Genomic DNA, 23,329 nt, shown 5'->3' with positions numbered 1-23,329 from the left:
CGTATAATTATTTCTGGGCGGTCAGGTCGTAGAGGGTCGTCCCGCCGACCGTGACCTTGGTGAAGCTGGCCTCTACCCAGGCCGTGACCGCCGAGTTACCGCCGCCGGGGCCCCCGCCCTCACCGCCACCACCGCCGGTCGCGATGAAGTAGTGGATCTCGCCCTTCTGTACGTACGCCTTGAACTCGGCCAGGGTCGGGGACGGGTCGCTGCCGTTGAACCCGCCGATCGCCATCACCGGCTTCTCGGTGGCGAGTTGGTAGCCGGCGGCGTTCTGGGAGCCGATCGCCGCCGCGGCCCAGGTGTACTTCTCGGCGCGGGCACTGATCCTGGCCCCGGCCTCGGAGCCGACGCTCTGGCCGTTGAGGAGCCCGCCCATGCCGCCCGCGCCGCCCATGCCGCCTTCGCGGGCCGCGGCGCCGGGGGCACCGCCGGGGACCGTACCGCCGGCCGCCGCGCCGCCCGTCATGCCGCCGGGGCCGGCCTGCCGACCGCCGGGCTGGCCGCCGGGCTGGCCGCCCCGGGGCCCCGCACCCGCCTGCCCGCCCGCGCCCCCCGGGGGCTGCCCCATGGCGCCCGCCGGGCGCTCACCCGCGCCGGGACCTCCTCCGGGGCCACCCCCGCCGGGGCCGCCCCGCAGCGAGGCCGGGCCCGCTGTCACGATCGACCCGGTGTGCGCACTGGCGACCGTGGACGCGGCGTAGGCGGCCGGCCCCGCCAGCGCCGCCGCGAGCCCGAGCCCGGCCGCTCCCAGAACGATCCGCCGGTCCACCCGCCCCGCGAGCACCAGTCCGAGCGCGGCCACCAGACCGCAGACGAGCACGGCCCAGCGCAGCCAGGGCAGGTAGTCGGGGGTGCGCCCCAGCAGCACGTACGCCCAGACGGACGTCACCGCGGCCGTCGCGCCCAGCGTCCCCGCCGCGAGCAGCGAGCGCCGCTCCTCCCACAGCACGGTCGTACCCATGCCGATGAGCGCGGCGATGTACGGGGCCAGGGCCACCGTGTAGTACTCGTGGAAGATCCCGGCCATGAAGCTGAAGACGGCCGCCGTCATCAGCAGCGATCCGCCCCACGCGACGAACGCCGCCCGGGCACTGCTCTCAACGGACACGGTCGCCCGCTTCGCCTTCCACGTGACGACCAGACCAGCGACGAGCAGGATCAGCGCGGCGGGCAGCAGCCAGGAGATCTGGCCGCCGATGTTCGTGCTGAACATCCGCCCGATGCCGCTCTCGCCCCAGCCGCCGCCCCCTCGGCCTCCGCCGCCGCCTCCGACGCTTCCGGTCTCCTCGCCGTTGATCCGGCCCAGGCCGTTGTAGCCGAAAGTCAGCTCCAGGAAGCTGTTGGTCTGCGAGCCTCCGACGTACGGGCGGGAAGCCGCCGGCCACAGCTCGACGATCGCGACCCACCAGCCACCCGCGACCACGACCGCGAGCCCGGCGAGGGCGAGCTGGCCGAGGCGGCGGCGTACGGACGTGGGGGCGCACACCGCGTACAGCACGGCGAGCGGCGGCAGGATCAGGAACGCCTGCAGGGTCTTCGTCAGGAACGCGAAGCCGACGGCGACGCCCGCCCAGACCAGCCACTTGGTCCGCGCGTCCTCGAGGGCGCGGAGCACGCAGTACACGGTGACCGTCATCAGCAGCGCGAGCAGCGCGTCCGGGTTGTTGAACCGGAACATCAGCGCGGCGACCGGAGTCAGCGCGAGCACCGCGCCCGCGATCAGACCGGCGGCGGGGGAGAAGCGGCGGCGTACTGCGGCGTACAGGACCGCGACCGTCCCCACTCCCATCAGCACCTCGGGGACGAGGATCTGCCAGCTGCCGAGGCCGAAGAGGCGTACGGACAGGGCCATCGGCCACAGGGCGGCCGGGGGCTTGTCGACGGTGATGGAGCTCGCGGCGTCGGACGAGCCGAAGAAGAAGGCCTTCCAGCTCTCGCTGCCCGCCTGGACGGCGGCGGAGTAGAAGGAGTTGGCGTAACCGGAGGAACTGAGGTTCCAGAGATAGAGCAGTGCGGTGGCGAGCAGCAGCCCGGCCAGTGCGGGACGGACCCAGCGGGGGTCGCCGCTTCGGTGTGCGGTCATCGTGCGGCCTTCTTCGGTTGAGGGAGGTCCGGGTGAGGGGTGTCGGTGCGCCGGTCCGGGAAGACCCAGGCGCGGAAGAGCAGGAAGCGGAGCACGGTCGCGGCGAGGTTGGCCGCGACGAGCACGGCGAGTTCCGTGCCGTGGGAGGGCGCGCCGACGGCCGCGTCGAGGGCGGCGAGCGAGCCGCTGGTGAGGGCGAGCCCGATCGCGAAGACCACGAGTCCCTGGGCCTGGTGGCGTACGGCGCGGTCGCGGCCCCGTACCCCGAAGGTGAGCCTCCGGTTGGCCGCCGTGTTGGCCACCGCCGAGAGGAGCAGGGCCAGCGCGTTGGCGGTCTGGGAGCCCGCTCCGGCCCGGAACACGGAGTAGAGGGCCAGGTAGGCGAGGGTGCTCAGCGCGCCCACGACGCAGAACCCGACGAGCTGGCGGGCCAGGCCGCCGGGGACGCCGCCGATCGCCCGGTCGCGCGGATCGTCCCCGAACGGCCGCGCGAGCCGGTCCAGCGGCAGCGCGCCTACGGCGAGCGCCCGCCCGACGCGCCAGACACCCTTGAGGTCGTCGACGGCCGTGCGCACGATGTGGACCGTGCTGTCGGGGTCGTCGACCCAGTCCACCGGCACCTCGTGGATGCGCAGTCCGGCGCGTTCGGCGAGCACCAGCATCTCGGTGTCGAAGAACCAGCCGGTGTCCTCGACCATCGGCAGCAGCCGCTCGGCCACGTCGGCGCGTATCGCCTTGAACCCGCACTGCGCGTCGGAGAAGCGCGCGGCCAGCGAGGAGCGGAGGATGAGGTTGTACGTACGCGAGATGAACTCGCGCTTCGGTCCGCGCACGACCCTCGAACCGCCCGCCAGCCGGGAGCCGATCGCCAGGTCGGAGTGGCCCGAGATCAGGGGGGCGACCAGAGGCAGCAGCGCCTTGAGGTCGGTGGACAGATCGACGTCCATGTAGGCGAGGACAGGCGCGTCGGATCGCTCCCAGACGGCACGCAGGGCCCGCCCGCGCCCCTTCTGCTCCAGCCGTACGGACGTCACCTCGGGCATCACGTGCCCGAGCCGGGCCGCGATGCCGGGCGTGCGGTCGGTGCTCGCGTTGTCCGCGACGGTGATCCGGAAGGGGTACGGGAAGGTGCGGGCCAGGTGCTCGCGGAGGCGGAGCACGCACGCTTCGAGGTCCTTCTCCTCGTTGTGCACGGGGATGACCACGTCGAGCACGGGTACGGGGGCGCGGCTGCCGGGCGTGCCCGGCTCCCCGGCCGGAAGGTGCGCCCTGGCCGGAAGGGCGCCCGCTGAAGTGTCGGTTCGCATGGTCCGACACTCGCGAACCCCCCTGTCAGGGCGGTGTGATCACCCTGTGCCCCACCTGTGAGCTAGGCCGGCTTTCGGGACGCCCGCGCGCCGCCCCCGGTGGACGCCGGCGCGGCGTCCCGTGCCGCGACCGGGAGGCGTACGGCGAACACCGTGCGACCGGGTGCGCTCTGCACGCCGACCTCGCCGCCGTGCGCGCCCACCACGGCGTGCACAATCGCGAGCCCCAGGCCGGTCGAAGCCGTCTCTCCGGCCGTCCCCGCGCGGCGCGTGCGGGACGCGTCCCCGCGGGCGAACCGCTCGAAGACGTAGGGGAGAAGGGCAGGGGCGATACCGGGGCCGTCGTCCCTGATCTCCGTCAGGACGCGGTCGCCCTCCCGCCGCACGGCCGCCGTGACGGTGGTCCCCGGCGGGGTGTGCGTTCGTGCGTTGGCCAGCAGGTTCACCAGGACCTGCTGGAGGCGGGCCGGATCGCCGTGTACGACGGCGGGGTCGTCCGGGAGCTCCAGCCGCCAGAGGTGCTCCCGCCCGGCCACCCGGGCATCGCTCACCGCGTCCACGACCAGCGGTGAGAGGTCGGTGGCCTCGTACGACTGCGACAGGGGGCGCCCCGCGTCCAGCCGCGCCAGCAGCAGCAGGTCCTCCACCAGGCCCGTCATCCGCGCCGCCTCCGACTCGATCCGCCCGAGTGCGTGCCGGGTGTCGGGCCCGGTCGCCTCGCGCCCGCGCCGGGTGAGCTCGGCGTATCCGCGGATGGAGGCGAGCGGCGTGCGCAGTTCATGGCTCGCGTCGGCGACGAACTGCCGTACCCGCGTCTCGCTCTCCTGCCGCGCCGCGAGCGCCGAACCGACGTGCCCGAGCATCCGGTTCAGGGCGGCGCCGACCTGCCCCACCTCGGTCCGCGGGTCGGCCTCCTGGCCGCGTACCCGCTCGTGGAGTGCCACCTCGCCGCTGTGCAGCGGCAGTTCGGACACCCGCGTCGCGGTCGCGGCGACCCGCCGCAGCGGGCGCAGCGCGACGCCCACGATCGCCGTCCCCGCGAGCCCCGCGGCCACCAGCCCGGCGGCCGTGACGCACACCTCGACGACGATCAGCGTGCTGACCGTGTCCTGCACGCCGCCGAGCGGGAACCCGAGGACCACCGAGCCGTCGGACGTCGAGGTGATCCGGTAGTCACCGAGCCCCGGAACCGCCACGGTGTGCGGCTCCCCGTCCCGCTCGACCGAGCCCAGCGCCCGCGCCTGCGCGCCGGACAGGGCGGCCAGGTGCCCTTCGGGCCGGGCGCCCGGCGCTTCGACGCTCTTCGCGCCCGCCGGCACGGTCCCGTCCGCCGCGACGCGCCCGCCGACGGTGCCCAGCGGCTGGCCGGGCGCCGCCACGAACCTCAGCTCCTGGCCGGTCACCTCGGTGGGGTCGCGCTCGGCCCGCCGTACGGACGACATCAGCTGGCCGTCGAGCTGGTGCTCCAGGTACGAGTGCAGCGCGATCGCCGTGACCGCCCCGATCACCGCCGCGACCACCGCGATCAGCGCGAGGGCCGACACCACCAGGCGGGTGCGCAGGGACACCGCGCGCTCACCCACCCGGCTTGATCAGGTAGCCCGCCCCGCGCCGGGTGTGGATCATCGGCGGGCGGCCGGCGTCGATCTTCCTGCGCAGGTACGAGATGTAGAGCTCGACGACGTTCGCCTGTCCGCCGAAGTCGTAGCTCCACACCCGGTCCAGGATCTGCGCCTTGCTGAGCACGCGGCGCGGGTTGCGCATCAGGAAGCGCAGCAGCTCGAACTCGGTCGCCGTGAGGTGGATCCCCTCGCCCGCCCGCACGACCTCGTGGCTGTCCTCGTCCAGCGTCAGGTCCCCGACCACCAGCAGCGAATCGCCGCGTACGGCCGCGGCCGCCGTCCCCGAGCGCCTGATCAGTCCGCGGAGCCGGGCCACGACCTCCTCCAGGCTGAACGGCTTGGTGACGTAGTCGTCGCCGCCCGCCGTGAGCCCCGCGATCCGGTCCTCGACCGAGTCCTTGGCCGTCAGGAACAGCACCGGGACGTCGGGCAGTTCGCAGCGCAGCCGTCCGAGCACGGCGAGGCCGTCCATGTCCGGCAGCATCACGTCCAGTACGACCGCGTCGGGCCGGAAGTCGCGCGCGGAGCGGACCGCTCCCGCGCCGTCACCGGCGCTGCGGACCTCCCACCCCTCGTAGCGCAGCGCCATCGACAGCAGCTCGGCGAGCGGGGCTTCGTCGTCCACGACAAGCACCCGCACGGGCCCGCCGCCGGGTCTGAGCATTTCGGTACGCATGGGACCAGGCTGGGCGACGCCCCTGAGAGCACTCTTTCCCGTTCCTGTGAATCCCCTGAGAAACCACCGGGGCGCCGCAGAGAACCACCGCCGCGCCGTCCGCACCCGCCCTGCGGACCTACCCGCCCGTCAACGCCCGAACAGCCGCTCCGCGTTCCCGTGACAGACGGCACGCAGCCAGTCGTCCCCCAGCCCGAGCCGCTCCAGGGCCTCCAGCTGGTGGGCGTAGCCGTACGGAATGTTCGGGAAGTCGGTCCCCAGCAGGATCCGGCCGCCCAGGTCCGCCAGCCTCCCGAGCTCGCCCGCCGGGAACGGCGCGAGACGCTCGGAGAAGTCGGTGAAGGCCATGGTCGTGTCCAGCCTGACCTCCGCGTACCGCTCGGCCAGGCCGAGGAAGTCGCTGTACTCGGGCATGCCCATGTGCGCCACCACGAGCCTCAGCCGGGGATGGCGCGCCAGCAGCCGGCCGACCGGCTCGGGACCGGTGTGCTTGCCGGGCGCGGGCCCCGAACCGCAGTGCATCACCACCGGAATCCCGGCCTCGGCCAGCAGCCCCCACACGGGGTCGAGCAGCGCGTCGTTCGCGTCGTACGCCCCGACCTGGAGGTGCGACTTGAAGACCCGCGCCCCGCTCTCCACGGCCTGCCGCACATACGTGGCCACGCCGTCCTCGGGAAAGAGCGTCGCCGTGTGCAGGCACTCGGGCGTGCGGGCCGCGAAACCGGCCGCCCAGCCGTTGAGCCAGGCCGCCATCCCCGCCTTGTGCGGATAGAGCATCGAGGTGAAGCGCAGCACCCCGAACTCCCGCAGCAGGGCGACCCTTTCCTCCTCCTCGTGCCGGTAGGTGATGGGCCACTCCATGCCGGTCAGCGGCCCGGCGGCGTCGAAGTACGCCCACACCTTCCTGAGCACCCGATCCGGCATGAAGTGCGTGTGTACGTCGATGATCCCCGGCAGCCCGAGCCGCTCCCAGAACCGCCGTACGTCCTCAGCCTCGCTCAAAGCCGTAACTCCGCTCCACCTTGCCGACGTGCACCGAGTAACTCGCGTACCACTGGGCCCTGCCCTGCTGCTGCACCGCCCGGTGTTCCTCGTTCCGCTGCCAGACGCCGATCGCCTCCTCGTCCCGGAAGTAGCCCACGGTGATCCCCGGCCCACCGGGCGTCCGGGCGGACTCGTATCCCAGGAAGCCGGGTACCTCCTTCACGAGCTCGGCCATCCGTACGGCCGCCTCGCCGTACTCGTCGGCCCCCTCGTCCGTTCTCACCGACGTGAAAACCACCGCGTAGTAGGGCGGTTCGTGCGCCCCGACAGGCTTGATGTCCATGACGATCACCCTCCGCCGCGGACGTCCCCCCGGTCCAGACTCATTGCCGTACGGGATCCAAAGGGGGATCAGAGCTTTGCCCGGCTTGACCTTCCGGTCAGAAGAGCCCGCCCTGCACGCCCCGCTCCACGGCCTTCACGGGTACGCTCACGCCCGCCGCCCCGCGCTCCGCGCCGGCCAGCTCCCACCCGCGCATCAGCCGGGTGTCGAGGACCACCACGCCGCCGTCCGCCGTCCCCAGATGCAGATCGGGCCCGGCGGCGGCCAGCAGCCGCCCCACGACCGCCCCGCCGGGCGTCAGCCCGGTCACCGCGCCGGTCATCGGCCGCAGCCCGTCGAGCCCGAACGCCCCGGCGTGGTCCACCGCCTCGAACGGAGCCCGCTCCAGCGACTCCGGCCACCCCGTCAGCGCCACGGCCCGCCGGTGCGACTCCTCGATCTCCCGGGCCCGCTCCGCCCGCGCGGGCAACGAGGTCCGCACGGCTCTCTTCTCCTTGTACGCGATCCGGTCCGGCACGCCGAGCGCCGCCCGCAGCAGCTCCTCGGTCCGCCGCGCCGCCATCAGCGGACCGCGCCCCAGCAAGGTGAACGCGACGGCCCCCTGCTCCAGCAGTCGCGCGGACCCGCGCTCCTCCGCCGTGATCCCGACCTTGATCATCCCGGGGCCGAACCAGGCCAGGTAGACGGCGTACGGCCGGGGATCGTCGGCCATCGTGTCCGCCGCCACCGACCGCGACCGGTCCAGCCGCGCGCACTCGGGGCACTGCCCGCCGGTGCTCCGCCGCGCCACCACGGAGCGCAGCGGACACCCGCTCCGGCGCGCCCCGACGCACAGCCGCTCCTCGCCCGACACCCGGAACGCGACGTCGCCCCCGTACGTCAGCCCGCTGACGCGTTCGACGTGCTCCAGGCGTCCCCCGCCCCCGTACCAGGCGAGCGCCGGCCGCCCCGCCGTCCACCGCAGCCCACCGCACAGCCAGCTCATACCCGGAGGCTAACGGCCGGCTCTGACAGCGAGCCGGTCAGCCGCCGTCGGTCCGCGCCTGTTCGGCGATGCGGCGCTTGGCGTCGTCCCAGCCGATCGGCAGCCGGTCGGCGGGGACTTCCCAGAACGTGAACGTCGAGCCCCGCATGGTCGCGCGCAGCCCGGTCATGATGCCGCGGTGCGGTTCGGTCCTCGCGTACGTGTAGAGCGCGTCCCGGCTCTCCCACGCGGACAGCGTGTAGAAGACGCGCTTCGTCGGCTGGGCGATGAGTGAGGCGCCGTACGCTCCGGGCGCGGACCGCACCTGCCGCCACGCGGCGAGCGACTTCCAGAAGAACCGGGGTACGTCCCGCAGGGAACGCACTTCGAAGCGCGAGGCCATGACGAAGGCCTGAGCGTGGGGCGGAGCGGCGTTGGGCGTGACCCAGGGCAGTGTCGGCATCGCACTTCTCACCTTCATGGATAGGCAGTGGCACTATCCATATTAGAGAGTCACACTCTCCAATAGCCAGACGAAAGAGGGAACAGGTGCGAATTTCCGAGCTGAGCCGTCGTAGCGGCGTACCCGTCACGACTGTCAAGCACTACCTCCGGGAGGGGCTGCTGCCCCCCGGACGGCCCACATCTGCCACCCAGGCGGAGTACGGAGAGGCACACGTACGCCGTCTCCGGCTGATCCGCGCCCTCATCGCCGTGCGCGGACTGTCGGTCGGCGCGACGCGGGACGTGCTGAAGGCCGTGTCCGAGCACGCGGGGGACGCGCACCAGGTGCTCGGCCTCGTGCTCGGGGCCAGGCCGGCCGGGGAGGCGGGGAAGTCCGGGGCGGCCGAGAAGGGCGGCGACAGGGGCCCGTCGGCGGGCACGGCGGACGCGGACGCGCTGCTGGCGGAAATGGGCTGGGACGTCTCGGAGCACGCCCCGGCCAAGACCGTCGTCACCGAGACCCTGGAGACCCTGCGCTCACTCGGAGTGGACTACGACTGGCGGTCCCTCGTCCCGTACGCCGCCCTCGCCGAGCGCACCGCCACCCTCGATCTCGACCAACTGGCCGACACTTGCGACCCTCTGGAGCAGGCCGAACGAGCGGTCCTGCTGACCGTGTTGCTGGAACCCGCCCTGCTGGCCCTGCGACGCCTCGCACAGGAGGCGGAGTCGGCCAGGCGCTACGGCGATTGACGGGCAACGGCCAAAAACCGGAGGCCCTGACGATTTCTCGTCAGGGCCTCCGGCCTGCTGTGCACTCGGCAGGATTCGAACCTGCAACCTTCTGATCCGTAGTCAGATGCTCTATCCGTTAAGCTACGAGTGCTTGGCGTCCTGGGCTTTTTTCTGCCCCGTCGGCGTTGCGAGAACAACATTACATGACCTGTGCCGTCACGCGAAATCCATTAGCCGGACCCGTGCTGAGCTGCGAAAACGCCCCTGCGGGCGCCTCTGGGCGCGCCCTTGGGACGGCCACGGAACGACCTGTGGAACGACCTCGTGAACCAAATGACCGAAGCCCCGGTCAGTGGACCGGGGCTTCGGTGATCACGCGCGGAGGCGGAGGGATTTGAACCCTCGATGGGCTTTAAGACCCAAACCGCATTAGCAGTGCGGCGCCATAGACCGGACTAGGCGACGCCTCCAGCACACTCTCTCGCCTGCGCGAGTGGGTGCGTGCAGATGATGACACAGCCTTGCGGGGTGCCACCAATCGCAGCCCACGGTACTAGGCAGGCGGGGGCCAGGGCAAAGTCTTAGCGGTTGCGCAACGGCCGGGGCTGCGGAGCGTTAGAGAGTGCGGGGCGCCCCTGCCCCCTCTTGAACCTCAGGAGCCTCCATGCTGCGCCGTCTCACCCTCACCGCCGCCGCGTCCTTCGCCGTACTGTCCGCAGCCGCCCCCGGCGCGGCCGCAGCGGCCTCGCCGATCCCGCTTCCGCTGCTCCAGGACGTACTCCAGCAGGCCGTGCTCCCCAGCGCGGAGGACAAGCGGGACACACAGGACCGGCTCACCGTGACGACGGCCGAGGCCGGCAACCGGGCCGCCAATGGGACGTACGAACTGAAATGCGGACCCGCCGGCGGCACGCACCGGGAGCCGCAGGCCGCCTGCGACCGGCTGGAGGAGCTGGCCGGGAAGGACGGCGACCCCTTCGCGCCGGTGCCGCAGGACCGGATGTGCACCCACCAGCACGGCGGGCCGGCCACCGCGCGGATCACGGGTACCTGGAACGGGCGAAGCGTCGACGCGAAGTTCAATCAGGGCAATGGCTGCGAAATCTCCCGCTGGCGCGAGATGGAGCCGGTGCTTCCCAGCGTGCGTTGACCGCCCGCCCGCCGTCCGCCCCCGGTCGCGCTGCGGGGCACTCGTTCCAGGTCAGGGCATGCGCCGAGCCGTCCGATGTGCCCCCAAGCGCACACAACCTTGGTGAGAGCTCCCCCTCATCCGCCGTCGCGCGCCCACCGCCTGCCTTTAGACTCCCTCCAGTGACAGCTTGCGGCCCGAGGGGCAAAATGAGGCCGGCTGTCGGCAAGGTGCAGTAGTTCAGGGAGGAACCGTCGTCGTGAGCAGCAGGCCATCCCGAGGCGCTGCTCGCCTCGCAGCGATACTCGACGCACTTCCTGACGGGCTGTTGCTCGTCAACTGCAACGGCACCGTCGTCAATGCCAACACGATCGCCCTGGAGACGTTCGAGTCGCCGGGCACCGGACTCGTCGGGCGCGGACTGCTCGACCTCCTCCCGATGTTCGACTCCAAGCTGATCCCCGGATCGATGCGACGGGCCGACGGCGAGGACGATCAGGGGCGTACGAAGCCGACCCGGATGATCGCGCGGCGCACGGACGGGACCGAGTTCCCGGTCGAGGTGACCAGCGCGAACCTGGAGGACGGCCGGGACGCCTACGCGTCGCACACGGAGCGCCCCAGCTTCACCGGCGACGAGCTGCTGATGCTCGTCGTCCGCGATCTCTCCGGGACCGTCGACACCGAGGCCGAACTGGCCCGGTCCCAGCGCCAGACCGAGATGATCCTGCGGGCCGCGTCCGAGGGCGTCGTCGGGACCGACACCGACGGACGCGTGGTGCTGGTCAACCCGGCCGCCGCGCAGATACTGGGCTACCGCGCGAGCGACCTCGGCGGCAAGGAGCTGCACCCCCTCGCGATCCACTCGAAGGCCGACGGCACAGCGTTCCCGTACGAGGATTCGCCCCTCGCCGACACCCTCAAGTCCGGGCGCAAGCACCGGGTGCGCGGGCAGGTCCTGTGGGCCAAGAACGGCAAGCCGGTCGCCGTCGACCTCACGACCGCTCCGGTACGGGACGGCGACCAGCTGGTCGGCGCCGTGATGACCTTCACCGACCGTCGGCCGTACGACGAACTGGTCGAAAAGCAGGCAGAGGTGCTCGACCGCGAGACCAAGCGGTACGAGGAGATGCTCGACCGCGAAACCAAGCGGTACGAGGAGATGACCGCCCGCGAGACCAAGCGCTACGAGGAGATGGCCGGGCGGCACGCCCAGCTGGCCGCCGTACTGGGCGACTCGCTGCGCGGGCCGCTGGAAGAACTGCGGGCCGAGCTGGGGACGCTGGCCTCCGACCCCGCCGGACAGCTGTGGCCCGAGGCGAACCAGATCCTGCATCACCTGGCGGCCGGGTACGCCCGGATGACCACTCTTGTCGACAATGTCCTGGGCTTCCAGCAGCTGGCGGCGGGCACGGAGCAGCTGGCCAAGCGGAAGGTGCTGCTCGACGGCGTCGTGGCGGCCGGTGTCGAGGGCGCGATCGAGCTGATCGGCCCCGGACGGGCGCAGTTCGCGGTCCACGCGCCGCCCATAGAGGCCGAGGTGGACGCGGGGCGGCTGGCGACGGCGCTGGCGCATCTCGTCGCCGACGTGGCCGGGATCGACTCGACGGGCAAGGCCCCGGCGGCGGCGCCCGGCGGCGGCTACACGGACTCGACGATCGTGGTCGCGGCGGCGCAGCGCGGTGAGGTCGTACGCATCGAGGTGCGCGGCCCGTACGCCGGGGGAGACCCGGTCCACGAGCCGATCGTGCGCGGCATCGTGTCGGCGCACGGCGGTGTACTGCAGACGCATGAAGTACCCGGCATGGGCGGGAACGCCTACGTGCTGGAGGTTCCGCTCGGCGCGGGCGCCGGGGCGGTCGCTCCGGCGCAGGGCAAGGCGGCCGCGCCGGATCCGGCGCCGGTTCCGGCGCAGCAGTCGGCGCCCGCGGACGGGGGCGGCCGGCGGGCACGGCGGTCGTCCACGGACGCCTTCCTGGACCCGGTCGCCGAGCGCCCCACGCAGGGCGAACAGGCCGGGGCCGGCACCCCGGACTCCGACGGCGCGGCGGTGGCGCCCACCGGACGGCGCAGGGCGCGCCGCGCCGGGCCGGGCGAAGCGGAGGCCGCGGGTCTGCAGGAGCGGATTCCGGCGCAGGTGACGGGGGACGGCGCGGGCCCGGCGGGCGGGGCCGCTGCCGGCTCCGGCGGTACGGGGCGCAGGCGCGGGCGGCCCAGTCCCGTCGAGGGCGGCGGCGACGGGCGTACGGGGGGCGGTGGCGGCGTAGAGCTGCGCGCCGCGCTGCCGGCCGCCGCCGCGCCCACCGGGTCTTCGGGCGCCGTCTCGGAAGGCTCCGTGGTGACGGCTTCCGAGGGAGCGCACGGCACCGGGCGCGCGGCGCTCGGGGAGACGGTGCCGCCCCAGGGCGTGCCCGTCGACGTACCGGGTTCCACGGGGCGCCGTGCGCGGCGCGGTGAGCAGGGAGGGCACGAGAACGTACTCGCGCTTCCCGCCCTGCCTTCCGCTCCGTCTGCGGGGAACGAGGCCCAGCAGCGACAGCAGACTTCCGGGCGGCGTGCGCGCCGGGCGCTCGCGCCCGCGCAGGAGCGGTCCGAGGCGCCCCGCAGCCCGTTCGCGCTGCCGCCGGCCGACGCCGACCGGGTACCGCCGGTGCCGCCGGCCGCTGGTGCGGCGGACGCCTCGCTCCCGGGGCGCCACGACGCCGTACGCACCCCACCGGACACGGACCACACTCCGCCGCAGCCGCATCCGGTCCCCGCACCGACGGGGCGGCGCCGGGCGCGCGGCGACGCCCAGCCGGCGCAGCCCGACTGGGCGGCCAACGGCACTTCGGGACACGGCCCGGACGCGCCCGCTCCGGCGGCGACGGGGCCGCAGGCCGCCGCTTCCGTTCCGGACGCCGCCGCCGCGCACGACAGTGGCGCCGTCTCCGTGCCCGCGAACTGGTCGGCAGCCCCCGGTGGGGCGACTGCCACGACGACCGGTACGACGCAGACCTGGCCCGCTCCGGGCTTCGCGGGCCCCGCGGCGAGCGAGGACGAGGCCGAACAGCACGGGGAGGCGGTGGCCGCAGCGGCAGCTCAGGCCGGCGCGAACGGCGTCGCGCCCGCGCCCGCGCCGGTACCCGAGCCCGCCGCCGCACCGCAGCAGCCGCGCGCCGCGCAGCCGTTGCCGCCCGCCCAGCCCCTCCCCGCCGAAGCGCCCGTGGCACCCGCGGCAGCGGCGGCGGCCCAGGCCGCCCCGATGCCCGGTCAGGTGCCGGGTCAGACCCCGCCCCCCGCCTCCGCTCCCCTGCCCGCCGACTCCGCTCCCCTGCCCGCCGACTCCACGCAGGGCCGCGCCTTCAGCGTGCGCACCCTCGGCCAGGGCATGCCTTTCGCCCAGCAGATCGCCCAGCAGCAGAACCAGACGCTGGGTTCCGGACGGCGCCGCAAGCTCGCCGCCGCGCGGCCCGGGTCGGAGCAGTCCACGCCTGCCGAAGGCACCGAGACCCCGGACGGTGCCGAGCCCGGCGCCCGCCCGCAAACCCAGACCCAGGGCCCGCTCCAGCAGCGGCTGCCGGCGCAGGCCGAGGGGCGCGCGTACGCCATAGGGGCGCCCGACGAGGGCTCCGAGGGCCCCGAGCCGCTGGACGGCCCCAACGGCGCCGTGGAGGTGGCCAACCGGCCCCAGCCGCAGCCCGTCGACGACGAGCTGCCCCCCGAGCCGCTCGACAACCCGCGCCGCCTGCTGGTGTGGCCGGCCCCGGACGTCTCGACGCAGCAGGCGCTGAGCGACCGCGGCTACCGCCCGGTGATCGTGCACTCCCGCGAAGAGGTCGACGCGCAGATCGCGGCGTTCCCCGCCGCGCTGTTCGTCGACCCGCTGACCGGGCCCATCACCCGTACGGCGCTCCAGTCCCTGCGCCAGGCCGCCGTGGCCGCCGAGGTCCCCGTCCTGGTGACGGCCGGGCTCGGGCAGGCGACGCGTGAGGCGGCGTACGGCGCGGATCCCGCCGTACTGCTGAAGGCGCTCGCCCCGCGCGACAGCGAGCAGCACCCGTCGCGCGTCCTGCTGATCGAGGAGCACGAGGAGATCGCGCTCGCGCTCACCGCGACGCTGGAGCGGCGCGGCATGCAGGTCGCCCGCGCGGGCACCGACACCGAGGCGGTCACGCTGGCGACGCAGATGCGGCCGAACCTGGTGGTGATGGACCTGATGCAGGTACGCCGCCGTCGCGCCGGAATCGTCGACTGGCTGCGTGCGAACGGACAGTTGAACCGCACACCGCTGGTCGTCTACACCTCGGCCGGACTCGACGAGGGCGAACTGCACCGGCTCGCCTCGGGAGAGACAGTGCTCTTCCTCGCGGAGCGCTCGACGAGCGGTGAGGTGCAGGGCCGGATCGTGGACCTGCTCGCGAAGATCGGCACCAACTGAGCTGTGAGCGCCGCCCGCCGAGGGCCGCCACGCACTGGCGGCGCGCACTGAAGGGGCCCCGCGCCGTTGCGGGGCCCCTTCAGCAGTTCATGGGTGCGTCGGTTTCGTTGCGTACGTCCGTCAGAAGGTCGTGACGTCCAGCTCGCCGTCCGCGTACTGCTTGCGGATCACCTTCTTGTCGAACTTGCCCACGCTCGTCTTGGGCACGGCCGGGATCGTCGCCCACCGCTCCGGCAGCTGCCACTTCGCGATCTTGCCGGCGAGGAACGCCCGCAGCTCGTCGTAGTCCGCGGTCGCGCCCTCCTTCAGCACCACCGTGGCCAGCGGGCGCTCGCTCCACTTGTCGTCCGGTACGGCGACGACGGCCGCCTCCGCGACGTCGGGGTGAGCCATCAGCGCGTTCTCCAGCTCGACGCTCGAAATCCACTCGCCGCCGGACTTGATGACGTCCTTCGCGCGGTCGGTGAGGGTGAGGAAGCCCTCGGGGCTGATGGAGCCGATGTCGCCGGTCTTGAGCCAGCCGTCCTCGCTGAACTTGTCGGCGGGCCTGAAGTTCTCACCGGCCGCGCCCCCGTAGTAGGCCCCGGCGATCCACGTGCCACGCACCTCCAGCTCACCGGCCGACTCGCCGTCCCAGGCCAGGACTTCGCCGCCGGGCCCGATCAGCCGCCCCTCGACACCGGCCGGGAAGCGGCCCTGCGTGATGCGGTACGGCCACTCCTCCTCCGGGGTGAGCCCGGCGGGCGGGTGGGCCATGGTGCCGAGCGGGGAGGTCTCCGTCATGCCCCAGGCGTGGCACAGGCGCACACCGAGCTTGTCGTACGCCTCCATGAGGGCGGGCGGGCACGCCGCGCCGCCGATGGTGACGCTCGCCATGGAGGAGAGGTCGCGCGGGTTGGCGGTGACCTCGGCGAGCAGGCCCTGCCAGATGGTGGGGACGGCGGCGGCGTGCGTCGGCTTCTCCCGCTCTATCATCTCGGCGAGCGGGGCCGGCTGGAGGAAGCGGTCCGGCATGAGCATGTTGATGCCGGTCATGAAGGTGGCGTGCGGCAGGCCCCAGGCCATGACGTGGAACTGGGGGACGACCACCAGGGTGGTGTCCTTGTCGGAAAGCCCCATCGACTCGGCCATGTTGACCTGCATGGAGTGCAGGTAGATGGAGCGGTGCGAGTAGACGACGCCCTTGGGGTCGCCGGTGGTGCCGGAGGTGTAACACATGGCCGCGGCGGCGCGTTCGTCCAGCTCGGGCCAGTCGTACGTGGTGGGGCGGTCCGCGATCAGGTCCTCGTACTCGTGCACCTGCGGCGCGCAGCCGTCGAGGAGCGAGCGGTCGCCCGGCCCCGAGACGACGACGTGCTCGACGGTCTTCAGGTGCGCGAGGAGCGGCGCGAGCAGCGGCAGCAGCGAACCGTTGGCGATCACGACGCGGTCGGCCGCGTGGTTGACGATCCAGATCAGCTGCTCGGGGGGCAGGCGCAGGTTGAGCGGGTGGAGTACGGCGCCCATGGAGGGGATCGCGAGGTACGCCTCCACGTGCTCGGCGTTGTTCCACATGAGGGTGGCGACCCGCTGGTCGCCGTCGACCCCGAGTTCGTCGCGCAGAGCGTTCGCGAGCCGCGTCGCGCGCTCGCCGGTCTCGGCGAAGGTGCGGCGCTGCGGCTCGTCCTCACCGGTCCATGTGGTGACCTGTGAGCGACCGTGGATCGTCATCCCGTGCTTCAGGATGCGGGTCACGGTCAGTGGTACGTCCTGCATGGTGCTCAGCACGGCGTCCTCCCGGTGGGCGCTACGCGGCAGTAATAAGGGTGGGCTGATTCTGCGCACGTACCGAGCGGTATGTCACTACTTCCGGGAATACGAATCGGTAGCGCCGCAGAGAGTGATCAGCGCACCGGCGCCAGTTCCGGGTCCTCGCGGAGCTTGCCGAGGGCGCGCGAGACGGCGCTCTTGACGGTACCGACGGAGACGCCGAGGACCTCGGCCGTCTGGACCTCGCTGAGGTCTTCGTAGTAGCGCAGGACGACCATCGCGCGCTGCCGGTCCGGCAGCTTCATGATCGCGCGCCACATCGCGTCGCGCAGCACCTGCTGCTCGGCGGGGTCGGTCGCCGCGCCGGTGGCGACGGCGGCGGCGGGCTCGGGCAGCTCGTCGGTGGCGTACTCGTCGACCTTGCGCTTGCGCCACTGGGAGGTGCGGGTGTTGAGCAGGGCGCGGCGTACGTAGCCGTCGAGCGCGCGGTGGTCCTCGATGCGGTCCCAGGCGACGTACGTCTTCGTGAGCGCCGTCTGCAGCAGGTCTTCCGCGTCGCACGGATTCGCGGTGAGCGAGCGCGCGGTGCGCAGCAGTACGGGTCCCCGGGCGCGTACGTACGTGGAGAACGACGGGTAGGGCGTCGGCGTCGCCGCCCTTGTCGCCGCCCTGGATGCGCTGGTGCAGACAGGCGTGGTCATGACTCCCACGCTAGGAGCGGGTCGTGCGCCGCGGATCGGCCCCAGGTCCCGAAACCGGGTCCGCCTCAGGTTGTAGGGGTGAGGCCGGCCCCACCTCCTGAGGGTGGAGGAGGCACGGCCCCGCGTAGGGGTCGCGTCTCAGGGGCGGGGTCGGCCCGTCGGGCGTGCGCGGGAACGTACGGGCAGGTCAGCGGCCGATCCGGGCGACCGGGGCGTCGGCCGAGTTGCGGTCGATGGTCAGGCGCCTGCCGCCGTGCCTCTCGGTGACGTTGCCCGCGTACTGGTGGATGCGGCGGTGCGGGGTCCAGGCCCGCTTGGCCAGGACACGCTCCCCGTACAGCGACGGCTTGCCGTCCCAGCGGGCGAACCACATGGCCGACGGGAGGTCCGCGACCCCAGCCCGGCGCGAGCTCTCCATGTGCCGTACGCCGGACTCCGCGCTGCTGTAGAAGCCGGGGAGGTAGGCGTACTTGCGCACTTCACGGCTCCAGCCGCGGACGAAGTCGAGGGTCGTGCGGGCGCAGCTGCGGTTTCCCCTGTTGTACGCCTCCATGTCGAGGTAGAGCGCGCTTCCCGTGAGCATGCCGAGGGCCTTCGCCGCGCGCACCGCCTGCCTCGCCTCCCGCTTGCCCTGGCGCCACGGCGCACGGCCGATCCTGACGTGCCGCTTGTTCCTGGCCTGCACGCACGGGGACTGCGAACCGACGAAGATCGGCAGCACGCGCCAGCCCAGCCGGTCCGCGCCCGCCACCCACTGCCTGCTGAGGTAGGGCTGATGGGGGCATGCCCTGCCCCGGCCGCCGAAGTAGACGCCGACGGCCCGGTACGGGGAGGAGCGCCAGGCCCGCAGCGTGGACACGGGCGGGGCCTTGCAGGTGTCGAACGCCCGGCCGCGGAATCTCACCGTCCGGGGAGCGGCCAACTCGGTCTCGGACAGCTCGGTCGCGGACAGCTCCATTGCGGACAGCTGCGTCGCGGAGAGCGCCGTACGCGCGGCCGGCGCTCTGGACTGCGCCCTCGTCCCGTCCCGTGCCTCCGTCTGCTGCGGCAGGGCCAGCACACCGAGGGTGGCGGCCAGTGCGAGTCCATGTCCGATGATCCTCTTCAGGTACATGAGGGAGAGTGAACGTGCCCTGCGGCGCACCGAGGCTCTTCACACTCCGCAGTCAGCCATCCGCGCCGAGGATCAACCCGGACGTGGGAACACCGGTGCCCGCCGTCACCAGCGACCGTGCCGCGCCGGGTATCTGGTTCACCGAGGTGCCGCGCAGCTGTCTGACCGCCTCCGCGATGCCGTTCATGCCGTGCAGGTACGCCTCGCCGAGCTGACCGCCGTGCGTGTTCAGCGGCAGCGCGTCCTCGGCGACGAAACCGGCGCCCTCGCCGGGCCCGCAGAACCCGAACTCCTCCAGCTGCATCAGCACGAACGGGGTGAAGTGGTCGTAGAGGATGCCCACGTCGATGTCGGCCGGCCGGAGCCCCGAGCTCCGCCACAACTGCCGGGCGACCACGTTCATCTCGGGCAGCCCGGTCAGGCCGTCCCGGTAGAAGCTGGTCATCTGTTCCTGGCCGCGCCCGGCCCCCTGCGCCGCCGCTACGACCACCGCGGGCGGGTGCGGCAGGTCCCTGGCCCGCTCTGCCGTGGTGACGACGACCGCCTGGCCGCCGTCGGTCTCCTGACAGCAGTCGAGGAGCCGCAGCGGCTCGACGATCCAGCGCGAGGCGGCGTGGTCGGCGAGGGTGATGGGCTTGCCGTAGAAGTACGCGGCGGGGTTGCGGGCGGCGTAGCGGCGGTCGGTGACGGCGACGTGGCCGAAGACGTCGGGCGTCAGGCCGTACGTATGGAGGTAGCGCTGGGCGGCCATGGCGACCCAGGAGGCGGGGGTGAGCAGCCCGAACGGCAGGTTCCAGCCGAGGGCCGCACCCTCGGCCGACGGCTCGCGGTGCTGCACGCCCGACCCGAAGCGGCGGCCGGAGCGTTCGTTGAACGCCCGGTAGCAGACGACGACTTCGGCCACCCCGCTCGCGACGGCGAGGGCGGCCTGCTGGACGGTGGCACAGGCCGCGCCGCCGCCGTAGTGCACACGGGAGAAGAACGACAGCTCGCCGAACCCGGCCGCCTGGGCGACCGTGATCTCGGGGCTGGTGTCCATCGTGAAGGTGACCATGCCGTCGACGTCGGCGGGGGTGAGTCCCGCGTCCGCGACGGCCGCCCGTACGGCCTCGACGGCGAGCTTGAGCTCACTGCGCCCGGAGTCCTTGGAGAACTCGGTCGCCCCGATGCCGGCGATCGCGGCCTTCCCGCCGAGCGTGTCGGCGCCACGGACGCTCACGATTCCAGCTCCGGGACCCGGACGGTCACCTTGCCGGTGACGTGGTGACCGAGCCCGTTGGCGCCGACGACCCGCACCTCGGCCGTGCCGTCCGGACCGAGGGCGGTGACGGTGCCGGTCAGCACCATGGTGTCGCCGGGGTAGTTGGGCGCACCCAGGCGGATCTTCACCGCGCGCAGCCTGGCGCGGGGGCCGAAGTGGTCGGTGATGTACCGGCCGACCAGCCCGTTGGTCGTGAGGATGTTCATGAAGATGTCGGGCGAGCCCTTCTCCCGCGCGGCCTCGGCATCGTGGTGGACGTCCTGGTAGTCGCGCGACGCCACGGCGCCCGCGACGATCAGCGTGCGGGTGATCGGAATCTCCAGTGCGGGCAGCTCGTCCCCGACTCTCATACCGCCGCCACCTCCTCTCCTGGCTCTCCGCGAGTCAACAACTGCCCCAGTTGCTCGAGTACTTCGCTGCCGCCGCCCAGATGGGCGTCGAGCTGCCGCCCCCACAGGAAGTGCCGGTGGACGGGGTGGTCGAGGTCGGCGCCCGTACCGCCGTGCAGGTGCTGCCCGGCGTGCACCACGCGCTGGCCGGCCTCGGACGCCCACCACGCGGCGGTGAGGGCGTGGGTGGCGAAGGGCAGGCCTTCGTCGTGGCGCCAGGCGGCCTCGTACGCCGTGACCCGTATCGCCTCGGTGTCCATGTGGGCGTCGGCGGCCCGCAGCAGCACGCCCTGGTTGGCGGAGAGAGGGCGACCGAACTGCTCCCGCTGCGAGGTGTGCGCCACAGCACGGGCCACCGACCCGGCACACACCCCTGCCTGCAGCCCGGCAAAGGCGATACGGCTGACAGCCAGCACGCGGTCGTACGGCGCACACGGCGCGTCGGGCGCATCCGGCGTCCTGGAGCCGGGGTCCGCAGCGGATCCCCCGCCGACCCTCTCCCCGCGTGCCTCCCGCAACGTGAGCCGCCCCGCGGACCAGGGCGCGGTGGTTTCGACCGCCTCGACCGTCACCGCCGCGTCCACGTCCACGTCCGCATCCGCATCCGCCACCGCCACGAGCCACAGCTCCCGGTCCGCGTCCGGAACCAGTACGTGCGTGGCATCGCGCAGCCACGGCACGACCGCCGCCACACCGCTCAACGCCCCGGACGCGTCCGCCCGTACCGTCCCGGTGGCGGGAAACGCTCCGGTCACCACCATCGTGCCGTCACCGACCGCCGGGAGCAGCCGCGCACGCTGCTCCCGCGTACCGTGCGCGGCGAGCGCCAGCATCCCGTACACGCACGTCGCGGCGAACGGCACCTGCGCCGTGGTGCGCCCCTGCTCCTCCAGCAGCAGCACCAGCCCCAGCAGGCCGGTTTCCTCGACCGAGGCGACGAGCCCGGCGCCGCACAGCGCCTTCCACAGCTCACCGTCCGAACCCGTCCTCGCGGCGGCCGGCCGGTCGTGGGCCGACAGGTCACCGAAGATCCGCGCGGCCAGGTCCCGCGCCGCCCGCTGCTCGTCCGTAGGCGTGAAATCCATCAGCCCTCGCCCCCTCCGCCGCCCTCGGCCGGCCGGAAGACCGGCAGCTCCAACTCCCGCTCCACGCTTCGGAACTCCACCTGAACGGGCATCCCGATCCGCACCTTGTCGTACGGCACCCCCACCACGTTGCTGACCATCCGCACGCCTTCCGCCAGCTCGATCAGCCCCACGGCGTACGGAGGGTCGAAGGCGGGGAACGCCGGATGATGCATGACGACGTACGAGAAGACCGTGCCCGCCCCACTCGCCTCGACCGTGTCCCACTCCGGCGACCCGCACCCGCCGCACCCCGGCAGCCAGGGAAACCGCAGCGCCCCGCACTCCCCGCACCGCTGGATCAGCAGCTTGTGACGGGCCACCCCGTCCCAGAACCCCGCGTTGTCCCGGTTGACGACGGGCCGGGGCCGCTCGCTCCGGCCTTCGCGCCTGCGCGCGGCCGGCGCGTACTTGAGGACGCGGAAGCGATGCGTCCCCGCCGGTTCCCCCTCCGCGCGGACGTCCATCCGCGTGGTGACGAAGTACCCCGTGCCGAGCTTGGTGGTCTTGCGCTCCGACACGGACTCGATCACCGCGTCGAAGGTGATCCAGTCCCCGGGACGCAGATCGCGCGCGTACTCCTGCTCGCAGTCGGTGGCGACCACCGAGGTGTACCCCGCACCGTCCAGCAGCGCGAGCAGTCCGTCGTACGCCGCCGACCGGCCCCCGTGGCCGGAGAGCCCGCCCATCGTCCAGGCCTGGAGCATGGTCGGCGGGGCGATCGCGCCGGGGCCGGAGTACGCCGGCCCGGTGTCCCCCATCGCCTCGCACCAGTGCCTGATCATCGGCTCGTTGACGGCGTCCTTGCCGACGCCCGCGACGGCGGCCGCCCGCCCCTCGAACGCTTTCAGCAGCCCGTACAGCTCAGGGCCGGGGCCCCCTCCCGCGTCCGGCTCCGCACTCCGATCCGCGCCCGGATCCTCGCCCGCTCCCGTGCTCCCGCCCGTACTCATCGCCGCCCCCTCGGCATGCCGAGCCGCATCGTCGCCACGATCTCCCGCTGCACCTCGCTCACCCCGCCCCCGAAGGTATTGATCTGCGCCGCCCTGTTCATGCGCTCCAGCTCCCCGTCCCCCCAGACCCCCACGGAGCCGGAGCGCACCATTCCTGCCTCGCCCGCGACTTCCTGACATATCCGGTACACCGCGACGGCCGATTCGGTTCCCACGAATTTCACGCCGCTCGCGTCACCGGGTGCGAGCGCCCCCGTCCCCACGTCGCCCACCAGCCGCCAGTTCAGCAGCCGCACGGCCGCCAGCCGGGCGTGCGCCTCGGCCAGCCGGGCCCGTACCCACGGGCGGTCCGCGGGCCGCTCGCCCGTCGCCGGGGCGGGGATCGCGGCGTACGCGAGGACCTGTTCGTAGCAGTCCTCGGCCTGCATGCCGATCGCGGCGAGCGCCACCCGTTCGTGGTTGAGCTGGTTGGTGACCAGCCCCCAGCCGGCGTTCTCCTCGCCGACCAGGTTCGCGGCGGGCACGCGGACGCCGTCGTAGTAGGTGGCGGTGGTGGTGAGCCCGCCGACCGTCTCGATCGGCGTCCACGAGAAGCCCGGCGCGTCCGTCGGGACCAGCACGATCGAGATGCCCTTGTGCTTGGGGGCGTCCGGGTCCGTACGGCAGGCGAGCCAGATCCAGTCGGCGTTCTGGGCGTTACTGGTGAAGATCTTCTGGCCGTCGACGAGCCACTCGTCGCCCTCGCGCACCGCGCGCGTGCGGAGCGAGGCGAGGTCGGTGCCGGCCGACGGCTCGGTGTAACCGATGGCGAAGACGAGCTCGCCGCGCAGGATGCGGGGGAGGAAGAAGTCCTTCTGTGCGGGCGTCCCGTACTTCATCAGGGTCGGCCCGACCGTATTGAGCGTGACCATGGAGACGGGCGCGCCCGCCCGGTACGCCTCGTCGAAGAAGACGAACTGTTCGTCGGCGCCGCGCCCCTGGCCGCCGTACTCGACGGGCCAGCCGATGCCGAGCATCCCGTCGCCTCCGATACGCCGCAGCAGCGCGCGCTGCCCGGCGGCGTCGTGCGGGTCGGCGCCCTGCACCGTTTCCCGGAAGTACGCGCGGAGTTCGGAGCGCAGCTGCCGCTGGCGCACGGTGGGGGCAAGGTGCACGGCAGCGTCCTCCGACGGCAGGCGGCATCACGTTCCAGTGATTTCTGACTGTCCGTCAGTTACGCCGTCACTGTCAAGGCGACAGCACACCCGGAAACGGGAACGGCCTGCGCAACGGCGACAAGCGCCGTCGCGCAGGCAGTCATTCACCCCGCAACACAGACCCCGGTCCCG

General features: G+C 72.9%; 19 protein-coding genes and 2 tRNA genes. 3 read left to right on the top strand and 18 right to left on the bottom strand.

Translation table 11 applies throughout. The features are described from left to right. Window positions 1–7 precede the first annotated feature (7 nt). The 8 genes from ACWIHY_RS11360 to ACWIHY_RS11325 all read right to left on the bottom strand — a co-directional run bounded on the left by ACWIHY_RS11360 (window position 8) and on the right by ACWIHY_RS11325 (window position 8,445). A complete protein-coding gene (locus ACWIHY_RS11360) occupies window positions 8–2,086 on the bottom strand; it encodes an ArnT family glycosyltransferase (protein WP_454375391.1) in 2,079 nt (692 codons plus the stop codon). Continuing rightward, window positions 2,083–3,393, bottom strand: a complete 1,311-nt coding sequence (locus ACWIHY_RS11355) for a glycosyltransferase (protein WP_454375390.1) — start codon at window positions 3,391–3,393, stop codon at window positions 2,083–2,085. The genes ACWIHY_RS11360 and ACWIHY_RS11355 overlap by 4 nt, the downstream gene beginning before the upstream one ends. 62 nt (window positions 3,394–3,455) lie before the next feature. Beyond that, window positions 3,456–4,961 carry a sensor histidine kinase gene (locus tag ACWIHY_RS11350; protein ID WP_454375389.1) on the bottom strand — a complete coding sequence of 502 codons (1,506 nt, stop codon included), beginning with the start codon at window positions 4,959–4,961 and terminating at the stop codon, window positions 3,456–3,458. A 7-nt stretch (window positions 4,962–4,968) separates the two neighbouring features. Next, a complete protein-coding gene (locus ACWIHY_RS11345) occupies window positions 4,969–5,691 on the bottom strand; it encodes a response regulator transcription factor (protein WP_454375388.1) in 723 nt (240 codons plus the stop codon). Window positions 5,692–5,820: 129 nt separating this feature from the next. Beyond that, a complete protein-coding gene (locus ACWIHY_RS11340; RefSeq protein WP_454375387.1) occupies window positions 5,821–6,693 on the bottom strand; it encodes an amidohydrolase family protein in 873 nt (290 codons plus the stop codon). Continuing rightward, complete coding sequence (locus tag ACWIHY_RS11335; protein WP_454375386.1) at window positions 6,680–7,018, bottom strand: antibiotic biosynthesis monooxygenase family protein; 339 nt, start codon at window positions 7,016–7,018, stop codon at window positions 6,680–6,682. Before ACWIHY_RS11335 ends, ACWIHY_RS11340 begins: the two co-directional genes overlap by 14 nt. 97 nt (window positions 7,019–7,115) lie before the next feature. After that, the gene (locus ACWIHY_RS11330; protein WP_454375385.1) at window positions 7,116–8,003 is read right to left on the bottom strand and encodes a DUF2797 domain-containing protein; all 888 of its coding nucleotides are present in this window, start codon (window positions 8,001–8,003) and stop codon (window positions 7,116–7,118) included. Between the two features lie 37 nt (window positions 8,004–8,040). Further along, window positions 8,041–8,445: a DUF3291 domain-containing protein gene (locus ACWIHY_RS11325; protein ID WP_454375384.1), complete on the bottom strand. Its 405-nt coding sequence runs from the start codon at window positions 8,443–8,445 to the stop codon at window positions 8,041–8,043. 86 nt (window positions 8,446–8,531) lie between these two features. Between ACWIHY_RS11325 and ACWIHY_RS11320 the strand changes: the two genes are divergently transcribed. Next, complete coding sequence (locus ACWIHY_RS11320; RefSeq protein ID WP_454375383.1) at window positions 8,532–9,179, top strand: MerR family transcriptional regulator; 648 nt, start codon at window positions 8,532–8,534, stop codon at window positions 9,177–9,179. 60 nt (window positions 9,180–9,239) lie between these two features. Here ACWIHY_RS11320 and ACWIHY_RS11315 read toward each other — a convergent pair. Both ACWIHY_RS11315 and ACWIHY_RS11310 read right to left on the bottom strand, forming a co-directional pair. Then, window positions 9,240–9,312 (bottom strand) — tRNA-Arg (locus tag ACWIHY_RS11315). 228 nt (window positions 9,313–9,540) lie between these two features. Beyond that, window positions 9,541–9,631 (bottom strand) — tRNA-Ser (locus ACWIHY_RS11310). 194 nt (window positions 9,632–9,825) lie between these two features. Between ACWIHY_RS11310 and ACWIHY_RS11305 the strand changes: the two genes are divergently transcribed. Both ACWIHY_RS11305 and ACWIHY_RS11300 read left to right on the top strand, forming a co-directional pair. After that, entirely contained in the window at window positions 9,826–10,311 is a 486-nt protein-coding gene (locus tag ACWIHY_RS11305; RefSeq protein ID WP_454375382.1) for an SSI family serine proteinase inhibitor, read from the top strand. A gap of 238 nt (window positions 10,312–10,549) precedes the next feature. Then, window positions 10,550–14,710, top strand: coding sequence for a PAS domain-containing protein (locus ACWIHY_RS11300; RefSeq protein WP_454375381.1), 4,161 nt, complete (start codon window positions 10,550–10,552; stop codon window positions 14,708–14,710). A 120-nt stretch (window positions 14,711–14,830) separates the two neighbouring features. Here ACWIHY_RS11300 and ACWIHY_RS11295 read toward each other — a convergent pair whose 3' ends face one another. The 8 genes from ACWIHY_RS11295 to ACWIHY_RS11260 all read right to left on the bottom strand — a co-directional run bounded on the left by ACWIHY_RS11295 (window position 14,831) and on the right by ACWIHY_RS11260 (window position 23,155). Further along, a complete protein-coding gene (locus ACWIHY_RS11295; protein WP_454375380.1) occupies window positions 14,831–16,477 on the bottom strand; it encodes a long-chain fatty acid--CoA ligase in 1,647 nt (548 codons plus the stop codon). 116 nt (window positions 16,478–16,593) lie between these two features. Then, the gene (locus ACWIHY_RS11290) at window positions 16,594–17,160 is read right to left on the bottom strand and encodes a SigE family RNA polymerase sigma factor (RefSeq protein WP_454375379.1); all 567 of its coding nucleotides are present in this window, start codon (window positions 17,158–17,160) and stop codon (window positions 16,594–16,596) included. 187 nt (window positions 17,161–17,347) lie between these two features. Further along, the gene (locus ACWIHY_RS11285; RefSeq protein ID WP_454375378.1) at window positions 17,348–18,274 is read right to left on the bottom strand and encodes a DUF1906 domain-containing protein; all 927 of its coding nucleotides are present in this window, start codon (window positions 18,272–18,274) and stop codon (window positions 17,348–17,350) included. Window positions 18,275–18,326: 52 nt separating this feature from the next. Beyond that, window positions 18,327–19,493, bottom strand: a complete 1,167-nt coding sequence (locus ACWIHY_RS11280; RefSeq protein WP_454375377.1) for a lipid-transfer protein — start codon at window positions 19,491–19,493, stop codon at window positions 18,327–18,329. Then, window positions 19,490–19,885, bottom strand: coding sequence for a MaoC family dehydratase (locus ACWIHY_RS11275; RefSeq protein WP_454375376.1), 396 nt, complete (start codon window positions 19,883–19,885; stop codon window positions 19,490–19,492). The genes ACWIHY_RS11280 and ACWIHY_RS11275 overlap by 4 nt, the downstream gene beginning before the upstream one ends. Beyond that, on the bottom strand, window positions 19,882–21,009 hold the full coding sequence (locus ACWIHY_RS11270) for an acyl-CoA dehydrogenase family protein (RefSeq protein ID WP_454375375.1): 1,128 nt from the start codon (window positions 21,007–21,009) through the stop codon (window positions 19,882–19,884). The genes ACWIHY_RS11275 and ACWIHY_RS11270 overlap by 4 nt, the downstream gene beginning before the upstream one ends. Continuing rightward, window positions 21,009–22,001 carry a bifunctional MaoC family dehydratase N-terminal/OB-fold nucleic acid binding domain-containing protein gene (locus ACWIHY_RS11265; protein ID WP_454375374.1) on the bottom strand — a complete coding sequence of 331 codons (993 nt, stop codon included), beginning with the start codon at window positions 21,999–22,001 and terminating at the stop codon, window positions 21,009–21,011. Before ACWIHY_RS11265 ends, ACWIHY_RS11270 begins: the two co-directional genes overlap by 1 nt. Further along, the gene (locus tag ACWIHY_RS11260; RefSeq protein WP_454375373.1) at window positions 21,998–23,155 is read right to left on the bottom strand and encodes an acyl-CoA dehydrogenase family protein; all 1,158 of its coding nucleotides are present in this window, start codon (window positions 23,153–23,155) and stop codon (window positions 21,998–22,000) included. Before ACWIHY_RS11260 ends, ACWIHY_RS11265 begins: the two co-directional genes overlap by 4 nt. Window positions 23,156–23,329: the final 174 nt, after the last annotated feature.

This window comes from Streptomyces sp. NPDC055287, assembly GCF_053646035.1.
Note: the sequence above shows the minus strand (reverse complement) of the source record. Positions and strands in the feature narration are given on the sequence as shown.